13 protein-coding genes are annotated in these 15,649 nt (G+C 49.5%); 9 read left to right on the top strand and 4 right to left on the bottom strand.

The features are described from left to right. Positions 1-43: 43 nt before the first annotated feature. The 4 genes from G7Y45_RS12085 to G7Y45_RS12070 form a co-directional block, all read right to left on the bottom strand. Positions 44-523: an HU family DNA-binding protein gene (locus tag G7Y45_RS12085; RefSeq protein ID WP_005805332.1), complete on the bottom strand. Its 480-nt coding sequence runs from the start codon at positions 521-523 to the stop codon at positions 44-46. Between the two features lie 108 nt (positions 524-631). Further along, positions 632-877: a DUF4248 domain-containing protein gene (locus G7Y45_RS12080; RefSeq protein WP_005776901.1), complete on the bottom strand. Its 246-nt coding sequence runs from the start codon at positions 875-877 to the stop codon at positions 632-634. 137 nt (positions 878-1,014) lie between these two features. Next, positions 1,015-2,835 (bottom strand): bifunctional DNA primase/helicase, encoded by a 1,821-nt coding sequence (locus G7Y45_RS12075; RefSeq protein ID WP_165014587.1) that lies wholly within the window; start codon positions 2,833-2,835, stop codon positions 1,015-1,017. Between the two features lie 489 nt (positions 2,836-3,324). Next, complete coding sequence (locus G7Y45_RS12070) at positions 3,325-4,347, bottom strand: DUF4373 domain-containing protein (RefSeq protein WP_165014584.1); 1,023 nt, start codon at positions 4,345-4,347, stop codon at positions 3,325-3,327. Positions 4,348-4,594: 247 nt separating this feature from the next. Here G7Y45_RS12070 and G7Y45_RS19960 point away from each other — a divergent pair, with 247 nt between their 5' ends. The 9 genes from G7Y45_RS19960 (at position 4,595) to G7Y45_RS12020 (ending at position 15,568) form a co-directional block, all read left to right on the top strand. Beyond that, positions 4,595-4,930 carry a helix-turn-helix domain-containing protein gene (locus G7Y45_RS19960; protein WP_005805322.1) on the top strand — a complete coding sequence of 112 codons (336 nt, stop codon included), beginning with the start codon at positions 4,595-4,597 and terminating at the stop codon, positions 4,928-4,930. Between the two features lie 71 nt (positions 4,931-5,001). Beyond that, positions 5,002-5,946, top strand: a complete 945-nt coding sequence (locus G7Y45_RS12055) for a glycosyltransferase (protein ID WP_165014581.1) — start codon at positions 5,002-5,004, stop codon at positions 5,944-5,946. A gap of 122 nt (positions 5,947-6,068) precedes the next feature. After that, positions 6,069-7,529 (top strand): lipopolysaccharide biosynthesis protein, encoded by a 1,461-nt coding sequence (locus G7Y45_RS12050; RefSeq protein WP_005776896.1) that lies wholly within the window; start codon positions 6,069-6,071, stop codon positions 7,527-7,529. 27 nt (positions 7,530-7,556) lie between these two features. Continuing rightward, positions 7,557-8,672, top strand: a complete 1,116-nt coding sequence (locus G7Y45_RS12045) for a glycosyltransferase (RefSeq protein ID WP_022011781.1) — start codon at positions 7,557-7,559, stop codon at positions 8,670-8,672. Then, positions 8,669-9,829 carry a glycosyltransferase family 4 protein gene (locus G7Y45_RS12040; protein WP_032536121.1) on the top strand — a complete coding sequence of 387 codons (1,161 nt, stop codon included), beginning with the start codon at positions 8,669-8,671 and terminating at the stop codon, positions 9,827-9,829. Before G7Y45_RS12045 ends, G7Y45_RS12040 begins: the two co-directional genes overlap by 4 nt. Beyond that, positions 9,826-10,737, top strand: a complete 912-nt coding sequence (locus G7Y45_RS12035) for an SP_1767 family glycosyltransferase (protein ID WP_005805311.1) — start codon at positions 9,826-9,828, stop codon at positions 10,735-10,737. Before G7Y45_RS12040 ends, G7Y45_RS12035 begins: the two co-directional genes overlap by 4 nt. A 51-nt stretch (positions 10,738-10,788) precedes the next feature. Next, on the top strand, positions 10,789-11,643 hold the full coding sequence (locus tag G7Y45_RS12030; RefSeq protein ID WP_005776892.1) for a glycosyltransferase family 2 protein: 855 nt from the start codon (positions 10,789-10,791) through the stop codon (positions 11,641-11,643). Between the two features lie 19 nt (positions 11,644-11,662). Then, the gene (locus G7Y45_RS12025; RefSeq protein WP_005805306.1) at positions 11,663-12,868 is read left to right on the top strand and encodes a glycosyltransferase family 2 protein; all 1,206 of its coding nucleotides are present in this window, start codon (positions 11,663-11,665) and stop codon (positions 12,866-12,868) included. A gap of 12 nt (positions 12,869-12,880) precedes the next feature. Next, the gene (locus G7Y45_RS12020) at positions 12,881-15,568 is read left to right on the top strand and encodes an ATP-binding protein (protein ID WP_165014578.1); all 2,688 of its coding nucleotides are present in this window, start codon (positions 12,881-12,883) and stop codon (positions 15,566-15,568) included. Positions 15,569-15,649: the final 81 nt, after the last annotated feature.

Here is a 15,649-nt window from a genome sequence, read left to right as displayed (position 1 = left end):
TTTAGGTTTACCACGGGTGAGTTATGACACACCGGCGAATTCCTTACGCCGTCGGATCGTCCACAATACCCCCGTCTCCGCCACTGCCTCCGGCCTGCGCGCTTACCAGCTCCAGCACCACATTATTTTCTCCTCCGCGCGTAGTGGCGACGCTGTCGTTCACCAGACGAAGCGTATTGTCCACCTTGAAGCGGAGATTTACCCGGGTCACGTTTTTCACGGTACACTCTTTTTCCACTTCTACTCCGGGACAACTCAAGGTGATGTAGAACGTTCCCAGCCCGTCCACCTTCACACGGTTACCATCGGTCAGTACCTTTTTCATGGCACGGACGAAGGACTTCATCACATGGGTGACATCTTCCACCGAAAGTGCTCCGACAGACTCTATTTCCGAAGCGATGCGATGAATGTCGTACACCTTGGAGTCGCCCGCCTTCTGCTTGATGTAATAAACGGTCGGTGAATTTTTGTCACTGATTTTTTTGTGGCGCGAACAGCGCACTACTGATACATTTGCCATAAGCTATTCATTTAAGTTACTGAAACAAAGATACGGCACGGCAGCAGTGCAGATACAGTCACCGTCCGGCAGCGTCGGTTGCGGTCCCGATAAATCTCCACCCGTCCGTCAAGGCTCGCCAAGTGCCTCCGTAATCAGCACCACCTGTGCCGGAGTGTAACGCTTGGCACGGACACGCAGTCCGGTAGCACGCAAACGCTCCGTCAATCCCGGAAAAGAAACGATCCATTCGTTAAACAATTTCATAGCGCTCTGAGGCAGAATATCGGGCAGATAAAGCGCTGCCAACTCACTTTTCCCGTAACTCCGGTAGCAGAACGGAGTTTCTTTTTCATCATCGTCTTTATGTTTCATGATAGTAATGGTTTTGAGTTTAATTCACCACGGAGGACACAGAGAACACAGAGAATATCTTTCTCTTAAACATCTTAATAAACAAGAGATTAAAACTCTGTGTCCTCCGTGTACTCTGTGGTGAATCGTATTCGTTTCTAAACAGTTTCTCCCATAAGCAGCGTCTGCTCCGGCAACCAGCTCCCGCTGTCGAAAAGCGTATTCCTCACCCTCCTCTCAGGTGGTGCCGAAGCGTCGTCGTCCACCACGCAAGGCTGATAACGCCCGCTGACCGGATTGTAGACAAACGAGGCCATTCCCTTGCCTCCCAAATGCTTGAACTTCACCTTGTCCACATGAATACGCGCCACGCCTATCGCGTCGTCCCGTTCGACAACGATACCGAAATCGGCCTTATTGAAAAAGTCGGCCGAACCGTTAATGTCGTACATCTCCACACGGGGTGTGAAACCGCTGCCCGGCAGGCGGTTCATCTTGCGCGGATGGGCCACGAGGATGACCAGACACTGATGACGGACGGCAAATGCCGACAAGCGGTTGAGCACCGACGAAAGATATTGCGTCTCTGTCTGTCCGGGCGGGATGCTGTGCTCCAGACGGTTCAACGGATCGACCACCAGAATGCGAATGCCCCGCCGGGCAACGAGCCGGCGCCCGGTCTCGAGTACCGCGTCGAGCGTGCACTCTCCCCGGGGCAGGATGTGGCAGACGTGCTCTGTCAGATAGCGGCTGACGCAGAGATATTTCCCCTCGGACATGCCGCAACCGGGCTGAAAACGGCAACCGGTCAGCTTCTCGGCCAGCTTGCGCAGATGATAGACGATGGGGATGTTCTCCGGACTGAAAAACGCGATATCCCACCGGTGGCGCAGGCAGAGGCGGAGCACCAGCTCGTCCACCCACTCCGACTTCCCGTCGCCCGGCTTGCCGGTGACGATCATCAACCGCCGCAACTCGAACGTGCAGAGAGCGTCGAAATTCTCCCACCCCGTCTCTACACCGGGCGTAAAACCCCGCTCGTAGAGCGCACGCAACTCTTCTTCCAGGCCGGCAGCCGTAAACACTCCCTCGATGGGCACTTCTTCGGCCTGCTCCAAGGCGATGCGCAGGCTCTCGGCACCGTACTTGCAGAGGTGCTCGTTGGCATCTTTGCAACCCGGCCCGTAGACGACCACCCGGCAACGCTCCACTCCCAGGCGGCGCAGCAGTTCGGCGCGCAACCCCAATCCTGCCTCGTCCGTATCCACGGCAATGTAAATCAGCCGTTTGTCCTCCAGATGGGTCTCCACAAAACGGTCCATCCATTGCAAGTTAGAATTGGCTCCCGAAGGCACCGACACCACATCCCTCCGCCCGATGGCCATAAACGAAGCCGCGTCCAGTTCACCCTCGGTGAAGATGCACTCCGGCGTTCCGCGCAGGGCGTCGATGTGATAAGGGATCAACTCGGCACCGGACACCATCCGGAAGTGCTTCTGCAAGGTACGGAATTTGGTATTGACCAGCTTTCCGTCTTCAAAATAGTTGAAACAGAGGCAACGTTCCTTCTGCCCGGTCTGGGGCATATACTCTTCCTGCTCGGTCAGCCGCAGTTCGGCTATGACGTGCTGGGGAATGCAACGCTGTTCCACCAGCCAACGCTCAAAATCGGCGGACAGGGTGGTTTTCGAAGCATCGAACACCGGCCGGCGGAAGTGGGCGGGGACAGTCCGGGCGGCCCTGCGGGAGGCGGCTTCGCGGCATCGGTGGAAGTCATCATCAGGATCGGGCACATAGACGTCCCACCCGCAATGATAGCAGTGGCAATGCCCTGTATTGAGGTCTACCCGTAACGAGCGGTCTGCCTTGTTGTGACGCGTGGCGTAGCACACTGGGCACTTGGTCTTCAGCACTCCGCCGGACTTGCCGCGGAGATCGATTTTTACATGGTCGTCGCCGACGTTGTTATAGTCTCGCATAATTTTTTTTTGTTTTATTTCACCACAGAGTGACACAGAGTCTCACAGAGTTTTTTTAGACATAAGAACAAAAGAACAGATGATTCTTTACCGTTTTTTTGCTATTTTGCCTCAAAAATTTGTTCTTATGTCCTTTTGTCTGATTAAAGAAACAGAGCGCAGCCGGATGATCTCTGCGAGACTCTGTGTGTTATTAGACATAAGAACAAAAGAACAGATGATTTTTTACCGTTTTTTTGCTATTTTGCCCCAGAAAATTTGTTCTTATGTTCTTTTGTCTGATAAAGAAACAGAGCGCAGCCGGATGATCTCTGCGAGACTCTGTGTCACTCTGTGGTGAATTGTATTCATTTCTACCTTTTCCGGACAGCCGGGCTCCACACTTCGGACAGCCGGGCTCCACACCTCCGACAGCCGGGCTCCAACCCTCCGACAGCCGGGCTCCAACCCTCCGACAGCCGGGCTCCACATCTCCGACAGCCGGGCTACCTACCTCCCCCATCTCCCGGCCCGTTCGTCCCATACCGCCGTAGCGCCGGGGCGTGGAGGTGCCTCGGGCGGAATGTCATATCCCTGATACGTCCTGCGCCCCTCCACCAGCGTCTCGAAGCGATAAGCATCGGCCTGCCGCACCACCGCCTGCCGAGCGTATAGTTTTTGCCTGAACATTTCACACGTCCGCGTGCCCTGTGCCAGGCAGTTGGCAAAATAGCGTTTCGTTTCCTTCAGGTTCACCATCTCCGCCTCCTTGGCATAGAGGCGTACATGCTCTTTGAAAAGATCGACCAGCTCTTGCTGCCTGCCTACAAACAATTCGCCCAGTCCGGAATGCATCCCCACCATCTCCATCCAGAAGCGATCGGCCTGCATTTCGTCCACCATAGCCTCCCAACCGGTGTAGGGACGAAGCGGAAGCTGACCATCTTCCTCGTCAGTGGCAATGGCAGCGGCAGTGACAGGGGCTGCTGCCCCGTCCTCACTCTTTTCTGTTGTTTCTGTTTTGTATTGTTCTGTATTGTTCTGTATTGTATTGTAGGTTTTTCTGGGTTTTTCTTCCTCAGTCACAGCAAGTTGCAAGCGCTCCTGCACAACCGTTTCCGCTCCATGCCGCACACACGTTTCGTCCGCAGTCCGCACGGGACGAACCTTCTTTGCCGGACGCCCTCCCTTCAATCCGTTACGGCGGCTGTTCGCACGTTTTCTCTCGAGAGGCTCCATCACCCTGTCCAAATACGGGGAGTAGAATTCGGGCTCCTCTCCTTCGTCCAGACTGAAAAGCCCGAAATTGAGAATCACGTTCCCGAACATCTCGACGGTCCCATTATTGCACCGTGCCAACTGTTGCAGCAGGCTGAGCGTGTAACATCCCCTGTAACGGGGCTGATGACGCAGATAAAGCAAGATTACCATATAGGCCCCCAGTCCCTCGATTCCGCAGGACTGTATCAAGTCCCCCACTTGCCGTCCGGCAAGAAAATCTTTCTCCAGAATAAAAAATTGTTCTCTTTCCATAATTGTGTTTTGATTTTGATTCACCACAGAGTCTCACAGAGTTTTTAACCTCTTGCTTACAAGATATTAAGAGAGAACCATCTCTGTGGAACGCTGTGTTACTCTGTGGTGAATCGTGTTGCAGGCCATCGGCCTGTGCTACAAAGATGGAGTTTTATTTTTCCACATCTGTGTCCTGTCAGGACACAACTATTAAAAAAATATACTCGACATTTGCAGAATACATAACAACTATACTAAAATGACCATGACAAAAAAGAAACACAAAACTCCGGAAAGGCTCCTGATAGAGCCCGAAGAAAAAGAGTTGGCCAAAACCAACAACATAGTACACCAATCCATCGGAACCCTTTTAATTAACTTACGAAAAAAAGCGAATTTATCTACCACACAGGCCTCCGAGATGATGGAAATAAGCCGCAGCTTGCTATGCAAACTGGAGCACGGCAAAAACATGTCGACTGAAAAACTGGCAGACATCATCGCTTACTACATTGCTTTCATAGAAGAAAACTCGGAAGTGAAAATCAGTTGCCGGGAGATACTGAACGAAATCATCATGCAGGCCTCACCTTTTTCCTGAAGGAGAAAAAGACTTTATTTAAATCTTTTTGTGTATCTTTGCTCTATTGAACCGTACCTCATACAAACAACATGGAACAACCTAACGGGCACCCCAAGGTGAGTGTCATTATCCCTGTATATAACACCTGCAACTACGTGCAGGAAGCACTTGAAAGCATTTGCCGGCAGACATTGACGGACTTGGAAATAATCGTGATAGACGATGGGTCGACTGACGGAAGCCGGGAAGTTATAGACAAGATAGCTGCCACAGACAGCCGTATCCAGGTATACGGACAAACGAATCAAGGATTGTCTGTCACACGCAACGAAGGCCTCAAATATGCTGTCGGAGAATATATTTATTTCATGGATAGTGATGACCTCTTAGAGCCGGACGCACTTGAGCTTTGCTATAACAAATGTATAGCAGAGGCTCTCGACTTCGTCTTTTTTGATGCGGAAACCTTTAGCGGTGAAGCCAATACAGGCAATAAGCCTTTCGATTATAAAAGAACCTTAGGACTATCTGAAAAAACATATAAAGGCACAGATATATTGAAACAACAATTAGAAACCTACAAGTTTAAGTCATCAGTCTGCCTCAACTTATTCCGACGGGAATTTATCAGCACTGAAAAGCTTTCATTCTATCCCGGAATATTGCATGAAGACCAACTTTTCATGGCACAAGCCTATCTGCATGCTTCACGCATAGGATTCATCTGCCGTGCGTTTTTTCACCGCCGTGTCAGAACAGACTCTATCATGACCCGAAAATTTACATGGAAAAACATGGAGGGATACCTTACCGTAACCAACGAACTATTGAATAAAATCCCAACTTATCCCAAAGAATGCCATTACATCATATCCCTCTTTTTGCGACAGATGCTCGATGCTGCCGTATGGCAAGCCCATACATTACCTTTACGACAGCGCCTCAAGCTATGCCTGCTCTGCCTGCGGCATTACAAACGATACGTCAGCACACGGACACTGATGGTGCTGATGCTAAAAAAACAAAAGTTATGAATCCATTTCACCACGGAGGACACTGAGGACACAGAGAATATCTTTCTCTTAATTTTCTTGATAAATAAAAGATTAAAACCCTGTGTCCTCTGTGGTGAACCAAACTCAAAAACACCATAAGAATGACGTCTATCAAACATCAACTTTTCTCCGGAGTATTCTATACCGCCCTTGCCAAATACAGCGGCATAGGGGTGTCACTCGTCGTCGCGGGCGTATTGGCACGCCTGATTTCGCCGGACGACTTCGGCGTGATGGCCATAGCCACGGTGATCATTGCCTTTTTCAACCTATTCACCGACGTAGGCCTGTCACCCGCCATCATCCAGCACAAAGGATTGACCCGGGAGAACCTGTCCGGACTCTTTTCTTTCACCATCTGGACAGGCATCGGCCTGGCACTGCTTTTCGCCGCTGCCTCGTGGCCCATTGCCGCCTACTACGACCGGGAAATACTGCGGACGCTGTGCCAGCTGCTGGCCGTCAACCTGTTTTTCGCCTCTGCCACCATCGTTCCCAACGCACTGTTCTACCGCAACAAAGAATTCAAATTCATCGCCCTGCGAAGCTTCGTCATACAGATTGCCACCGGTGCGGCAGCCGTCGTGGCGGCTCTGTGCGGAGCCGGATTGTATGCGCTGGTCATCGGGCCCATCCTGTCGGGCATCCTGATTTTCGTGGTCTCCATACGACGCTATCCGCAGCGCCTGAGGCTTACGTTGGGGCTGGACGTGTTGCGCCGGATATTCTCCTATTCTGCCTACCAGTTCCTGTTCAACATCATCAACTACTTCAGCCGGAACCTCGACAAACTACTGATCGGCAAGTACATGGGAATGTCTCCCCTGGGTTATTATGAAAAATCGTACCGCCTGATGATGCTGCCGTTACAAAACATCACACAGGTGATCACCCCGGTGATGCACCCCATCTTCAGCGAATACCAGAACGACCTTGAACGCCTGGCATCGGGTTACGAACGCATTGTCCGCTTTCTGGCCTTCATCGGACTGCCGCTGAGCGTGCTGCTATACTTCACGGCCGGCGAGGTGACCCTGATCCTGTTCGGCGACCAATGGATGCCCTCCATCCCTATATTCCGGATACTCACGCTGTCGGTAGGCATACAGATCGTCCTCTCCTCCTCCGGATCCATCTTTCAGGCGGCAGGCGATACGAAAAGCCTGTTTGTGTGCGGCCTGTTTTCATCGGTACTCAACGTGGCGGGCATCCTGCTGGGCATTTTCCGGATAGGCACACTCCAAGCCGTAGCCACGTGCATCACACTGACGTTTACCGTCAACTTTGTGCAATGCTACTGGATGATGTACCGGGTGACACTGCACCGCAGCCTGCGGCATTTCGCGGTTCAGCTTGTATCACCATTAGCGGTCAGTGTGCTGCTGATAGCCGTACTCTATCCGCTCAGCCTGCTGACAGAAGGAGGCAACATTTTTCTGACCCTGATTGTAAAAAGCATTATATTTTTCTGTATATTTGGGTGCTACATACAGTTGACCGGTGAATATGACATCATCGGCAAGGCAAAAGGCATCCTGAACAAACGTAAAAGCAGGGGGTGAAAGCCCATCTTAAAAACAAAACAAACAATGAAAGCACTGTTTCTTATCTTCCACGGATTCGAAGAGGCAAACGGGATCAGCAAGAAAATCCGTTACCAGATAAAGGCACTCAAAGCGTGTGGCTTGGAAGTAGATACCTGTTGGCTGGATGACGCCCACGACCACAAACGGCGGATGATAAATAACCATGTCCTCCGGGATTATGGCAACGGAATCCGGGGAAAGATTCTGAAACGCACCGAATTAAACAGCATCGTCCATTATGTAAAGACAAACGGAATACAACTGGTTTATGTAAGAAGCGACCACAATACAACTCCTTTTTTGATCTGCATGTTGTGGCGCCTCAAGCGGGCCGGCGTAAAAGTTGTCATGGAAATACCCACCTATCCCTATGACCAGGAATACAAAGGTCTTCCATGGGCATATCGGCGTGTATTAATGGCAGACAAGTGCTTACGTGGATTAATGGCCACGCAAATCGATAAGTTTGTCACTTTCTCAGACCACAAAACCATCTTCGGCCGCCCTACGATACAAATATCCAATGGAATCGATTTTGACTTCATTCCCCTCAAACAGAGCACTGCCACTACCCGCGAACTGCACTTGATAGCCGTAGCCACCATACACCCGTGGCACGGATTCGACCGTGTCATCCGGGGATTGACACACTACCTCCGGCACGAGCATCGGGAAGATGTCAAGCTACACATCGTAGGTCAGGGCGTACCGGCAGTCGTCGACGAATACCACGCCCTGGTGGAGGAAGGGGCAATAGAACAAAACGTTATCTTCCATGGCCCCTTGTTCGGAGAACCTCTGAACCGGGTATTCGACCAATGTCAAATAGGAATAGGCAGCCTGGGGCGCCATCGAAGCGGAATCACAGACCTGCGGTCACTGAAAAATCGCGAGTACGCTGCCAGAGGTATCCCTTTCATCTATTCAGAAACAGATGCGGACTTCGAATCGATGCCCTACATCCTGAAGATACCGGCAGACGAATCTCCGGTAGACATCGGACAAGTGGTCCGGTTCTACCATTCGGCAAAAGAGATCCGACCGGCTGACATACGAGCCTCCATCCGGAATAAACTTTCGTGGGAAGTGCAAATGAAACATGTAATCGAGGAACTATGAAACAACCCATAAAAATAGCCTACTGTATCCCCGAACTCACTGTCGCAAGTGGCATGGAGAGGGTACTTACATTAAAAATGAACTATCTGGCCGACGTTTTGGGATATGACATATACGTCATCCAGACTGAAAATAAAGAACTGCCTCCTTATTATCCTTTATCAGAGAAAGTCCACATCATCCATCTGGACCTCAATTTCAATCACATATACACAACCGCCAAGTATCTGTGGCAGCGATTGTGGAAATACAGCCAACTGCAAAGAATCTATAAGAAACGGTTGACTGAGGCATTGATGCAAATCCGTCCGGATATTACAATTTCCGTTTTGCGGCGAGAGATTAATTTCTTAACTTCCATCAAAGACGGTAGCCTGAAAATCGGCGAATTCCACTTCAGCCGGCATAATTACCGCAGCCTGGAACACCAAAAGTTCCTTCCACACTTCGTCCGCCGGAAATTATCAGAATTATGGATCGGGCAACTGATTAATAAACTGCGTAAGCTGGACCGTTTTGTCGTGTTGACAGATGAAGATAAAGAGATGTGGCCGGAACTGGACAATGTCATTCGCATATACAACCCGATCTCTTTTAAAGTAGAGCATACAGCCGAAGGGACGGCACACCGGGCTATTGCCGTCGGGCGATACACCTACCAAAAAGGATTCGACATACTGCTGCCTGCATGGCAGATCGTCAGCCGTAAACATCCGGACTGGGAACTGGAGATATTTGGCGCAGGCGACCGAGCTGCTTATCAAGAACAAGCCCGGAAACTGGATATAGAAAAAACATGCCATCTGAACGGCATTACCAATGACATAGCAACAGAAATGCGCCGAAGTTCTATTTTCATACTTTCATCACGTTATGAAGGGTTTGGCATGGTCATAACAGAAGCTATGGCATGTGGAATCCCTCCGGTAGCATTTGCCTGCCCATGCGGTCCACGCGACATCATTACAGACGGAAAAGACGGATTGCTGGCCGAAAACGGCAACATCGAATCCCTGGCCGAAAAAATCATCTACTTGATAGAGCATGAAGCTCAACGACAGCAGATGGGAAAACAGGCACAGCAAAGCATACGAAAATTTCATCTGGATACAATCATGCAACAATGGGACGAACTCTTTAAAAAACTACTATCATGAACATAACGCAGCTTATAACCCGGATATACCATAAATTGAAATATGGCAGTACGGTGGAGTGGTATAACTTTTGGTATATAGTTCTCCGCAGACGGCAAAAGATTATCCCTCAAGTGGCATCAATAGATGAAACGATCCGGAAAATAATACAAGACCGATGCTCCGTCAGCCGCTTTGGTGACGGAGAAATGTTATTGACCAACGCCCACAAAAGAATTGGTTTCCAAGAAGGTAATCCCCAACTGGCCCAGCGGCTCAAAGAGGTGTTGACCAGCGATAATGATAAACATTTAGTATGCATATCCGATGTTTTTCAGCATTTGGAACGCTACAACCGGAAAGCGCGAAGATTCTGGCGCACTCACTTCTTTATCTACGGCCCGTGGTGGGACCGGCTATTACTTCCCGGACAAACCTATTATAATACATTTGTCACACGTCCTTATATGGATTTTAAATCGAAAAGAGAATGCGGGAAATGGTTCCATGACATGAAAGGCATTTGGGAAGGCAGAGACATCATATTTATCGAAGGCGAAAAAAGCCGTTTAGGGGTGGGCAACGACCTCTTTGACAATGCACAGAGCATCCACCGGATTTTATGCCCGCCCTGTAACGCTTTCAACTCTATAAATCGCATCCGGGCAGAAGCATGCAAACAAAACAAAAACGTGCTCTTCCTGATCGCATTGGGCCCCACAGCTACAGTATTGGCCTACGATTTGTTCAAAGCGGGATACCAAGCTATCGACATCGGGCACGTGGATGTGGAATATGAATGGTGGCGTATGGGCGCGCGACGCAAAGTGAAACTCGAACGCAAATATGTGAACGAGGCCCTGAATGGAAGCCAAGTAGCCGATGCGGGAGAAGAATATAACAGACAAATAATCACAAAAATAAATTAAGAGAATAAAAAAACATTATTTGAAACATTAAAAGTAACAAAAGAGTAAATGATGAAGTGGTATACAAAATATTTGCAAGTATACGAAAAACCTTTTGCTGAAGCACCGCAAAATGTCATTGACGAAGTTCGTGAGAATTTGAGAAAGCTACAGTCGGATTCTCCGGTTGTTACAGTCTCCGTCATAGGATATAACGAAGAGAAACGTCTATTGGCAAGCCTGTGGTCCTTAAGTGAGATGAAGTGCAAATATCCGGTGGAGATTATCGGGACAGACAATGATTCTAAGGACCGGACGGCAGAAATCTATGAAGCGACAGGGGTACCATATGCGATAGAATATCAACACAGCTGCGGACACGCCCGGCTTTGCGGATTAAATCGTGCGCGGGGAAAATATCACATTAATATTGATTCCGATACTTTGTACCCTCCGCACTATGTCGAGACAATGGTTAACGCATTAGAGCGTCCCGGAGTTGTGGCGGTAAGTTCACTATGGAGTTATATACCCGACAAAGAACACTCCCGGACCGGATTAAAAGTATATGAGTTTCTCAGGGATATTCATCTATGGATACAATCAATCAAACGCCCGGAATTAAGTGTAAGAGGACTGGTATTCGCATACCGCACGGATTACGCCCGCCAAACAGGGATACGCACAGACATCAAACGGGGTGAAGACGGATCGTTGGCCTTACGGCTCAAAGAGTATGGAAAAATATACTTTATACGTAAAAAGAAGGCACGTGCGGTCACAGGATATGGCACCATAAGTGCTGACGGATCATTAGCCGGCAGTTTCAAAGTGCGGGCGATCAATGCTCTCAGAAACATAGGAGGAATATTCACCTCCCGAAAAGAATATAAAGATGAAGACGACAACCTGATTCAACCTAAATAAAATTAAAATAAAAAATACTATGATCACCGTACAAATTCTTTTCTGGCTTGCCCTCTTCCTCGTATTCTATACCCACTTGGGATACGGAATACTGCTTTACACACTGGTCAAGCTCAAAGAACTCACTGTGAAACCCGTCAAGCGGCAACTCCCGCCCGACAAGCTGCTGCCGGACGTGACACTTTTTATCACAGCCTTTAACGAAGAAGACGTTGTGGACGAAAAAATGCGCAACTGCCTGAAACTGGACTATCCCGAGGACAAGTTGCACATTGTGTGGACCACCGACGGAAGCAACGACTCTACCAACGAACGGCTGAAGGCATGGCCGCAAGCCACCGTCCACTTCCAACCCCTGCGGCAAGGAAAAACCGCTGCCATGACACGGGGGATGACACTGGTGGACACGCCACTTGTGGTATTCACCGACGCCAACACAATGCTGAACCGGGAAGCGATACGCGAAATCGTGTTGGCTTTTGAGGATCCGGGGGTGGGATGCGTGGCCGGAGAAAAACGCATCGCCGTGCAAGAAAAGGATGGAGCCGCAGCCGGTGGTGAGGGCATATACTGGAAATATGAATCGACACTGAAAGCACTGGACGCACGTCTCTATTCGGCTGTGGGAGCCGCAGGCGAGCTGTTTGCCATACGCCGGGAGCTGTTCACGGTGATGGAACCGGACACACTGCTGGATGACTTCATCCTGTCGCTGCGCATCGCCATGCAGGGATACAAGATAGCCTATTGCACCCGGGCATATGCCATCGAAAGCGGATCGGCAGACATGGGCGAAGAGCAGAAAAGAAAGGTGCGCATTGCCGCCGGCGGACTGCAATCTGTCTGGCGGCTGAGGGAACTGCTCAATCCCTTCCGTTACGGAGTGCTGAGTTTCCAGTATATATCACACAGGGTGCTGCGGTGGTCGGTGGCCCCGGTGCTGCTGTTCGCCTTGCTCCCGCTCAACGTTGCCATACTGCTGATGGGGGGCTCTCCTATCTGGTACGGCACCATTCTGGCACTTCAGGTATTGTTCTACATCTTAGCGATGGGAGGCTATTACCTGTCTGCCCGGCAAATAAAAAACAAGCTGTTATTCATCCCATATTATTTCCTGTTTATGAACATTAACGTGATGAAAGGTGTTAACTACCTTCGTAAAATGAAAGGAACAGGAGCATGGGAAAAAGCCCAAAGAACGAAAACAGAATCCTTAAACCAATAAACCAAACGAAGCATGGATAGAATACTGCATGACGTAAACAATGCCCATAAGATATTGCAACTGACAGCTGACACACTGATCTTGGTGGACAAAAACGGCACGTGTCTGGACATCGACCCGCACAGCGATTTGTGGTTCCTGCAAGAAGACAGGCTCTTGGGAAAAAATCTGTTCAATCTGCTTCCCGACCATACCTTCCAGAAACTGCTGCCGGACTTCCGCCGGGTGACCCAACAGGGGATAACGGTGAACCGCAACTACAGGCTGCCGCTGGAAGGAGGCGAAACGTACTACTTCAAATGCATCATGCAGCCGTATGACGGCGACAAGGTGTTGTGCCAATATCGTGACATCACGGCACGGAGCAACGTAAAGCTGCAACTGGAACGTACGAATTACGAACTGAAAGAGATACAAAAAGCGGCACAGATAGGGCAATGGAAATATTCATCGCGCGAAAAGACATTCTATTATCGGGGATACAACGGAATAGTATGTACGGAAGAAGAGCGGAGCATCAACTTTCAGGATTATTACGAGACCATTCTGAGCGAAGATCTGCCTGCCGTGAACACATGGATGGAGGCAAACCGCCGTAAACTGGTAAAGGAGTACATCGAATACCGCATTCTGCTGGAAGGACAGGTATACTATATGCGCCAGCAATGCTACCTGAGGGGTGAAGAAGAAGACGGTAACATCATTCTGGAAGGATATATACAGAACATTACGGACATCCAGCGGAAGAGGAATGACATCAACACGCTGACGCATGCCATCAACAATGCCAAAGAAAGTATTTATGCGGCACGGAAAGACGGCACGCTGATATTTGCCAACAGACAGTTCAGGCTCAACCACCGGATCGCGGAACAGGCGGACCTATCGCAAATACGGATTTTCGACATTGTAGGCGACATGGACAGTCCGAAGGATTGGGAAGAACGTTACCACAGCATACGGGAAGGACAGAATTTCAACTTCCTGGCCTACCACCCGCTGAAGCATGATAAAAGCACATTGGCGTTTGAGGGTACGATGTACAGCGTGACAACGGATGACGGAGAAGAAACCTTTTGGTCGTTTACACACGACATATCGGAACGTATACGGTACGAATCGCAGATAAAACGGCTCAACCGCATCATGGATACCACGATGGAAAACCTCCCGGCGGGGATCGTTGTGAAGGATATAGAGAATGATTTCCGGTATATCTACCGAAACCGGGAATCGTATAACCGGGATATCAGCGCGGAAAACGCCATCGGTATGAACGATTTCGATTATTATCCGCTGGAAATGGCACAGCAGAAACGGAAAGAGGACATGGAAATTGCCAATACCGGAAAAGGGATGCACTGGATCATGGAAGGTAAAGACAAAAATGGCAATCTGCTGATTCTGGACAAACAAAAAATCATAGTAGAAAGTGAAGACTTCTCGCCCATCATTGTCAGCATCGAATGGGACATTACTCAGCTGGAACTGATGCGCCGCGAACTGATGGAATCGAAAGAGAAAGCAGAGACGTCGGATAAACTGAAGTCGGCCTTTCTTGCCAATATGAGCCACGAAATACGGACACCGCTCAACGCCATCGTAGGATTCTCACGCATCATCTCGGAGAGCGAAAACCCGGAAGAGCGAAAAGAATATTATGAAATAGTGGATGCCAACAACGAACGGTTGCTGCAACTGATCAATGAAATACTGGATCTGTCGAAAATAGAATCGGGCAGCGTGGAGTTCACTTACGGACCGGTAAAGCTGCACACGCTTTGCAAAGAGATTCATGATGCACATGTGTTCCGCTGCCCGCAAGGAGTGGAACTGAAATTCGACTCGCCGGACGAAGCTTTGAGCATTCACTCGGACAAGAACCGGATCTTCCAGGTATTCTCTAACCTGATAGGAAATGCATTTAAGTTCACGACACAAGGCAGCGTGAGCTACGGCTACAGGCAAGAAGCCGAAAAAGTGGTATTTTACGTAAAAGACACCGGACTGGGCATCGAACCGGAGAAGTTGGGACGGGTGTTTCAGCGCTTTGCCAAGCTCAATAACTTCGCTCAGGGCACGGGGTTGGGACTGTCGATATGCAAGACTATCATCGAACGTCTGGGAGGAGAAATATCCGTTTCTTCGGAAGTGGGGACAGGTACTACATTTACCTTCTGGCTGCCTCTGGAAAGCGTAATGCAAGATGTGAAGGCCGATAAAGAAGAACATCGGGACGGAGAAACCGACAACCGGCAATATCCGGAAGCCGACGACCGGACAAAAGAGCCGGCGGGAAGCAAGGAGGAACGTAAATCCATGGAAGTAACGGAGGCGGAAACCGATAAGGCTACCATCCTGATAGCAGAAGATACCGACAGCAATTATGACTTGCTAAATGCGATTCTGGGCAGGAAATACCACCTGGTACGTGCCAGAGATGGCATGGAAGCTGTAACCATGTACGATGAAGCGGAACCGGACCTGATATTAATGGATATAAAAATGCCCAATCTGGATGGGCTGGAGGCTACCAGGATCATCCGGCAATTGTCCGCAGATGTACCTATCATCGCACAGAGTGCTTATGCTTATGAATATGACCGGAAAGCTGCCGAAGAGGCAGGATGCAACGATTTCATCTCGAAACCGATTGCTCAGGAAAAGCTGAAGGAGATGATAAAGAAATGGTTGAGATAAAGAACCTCACCACAAGTTCACCACAGAGGACACAGAGGACACGGAGTTTTTATTTTCCAGGTTTATAGAAAGATCTTAAAT

Source organism: Bacteroides sp. ZJ-18 (assembly GCF_011038705.2).
Classification (GTDB): Bacteria; Bacteroidota; Bacteroidia; order Bacteroidales; family Bacteroidaceae; genus Bacteroides; species Bacteroides hominis.
This window is presented reverse-complemented; position numbering and strand designations above follow the sequence as displayed.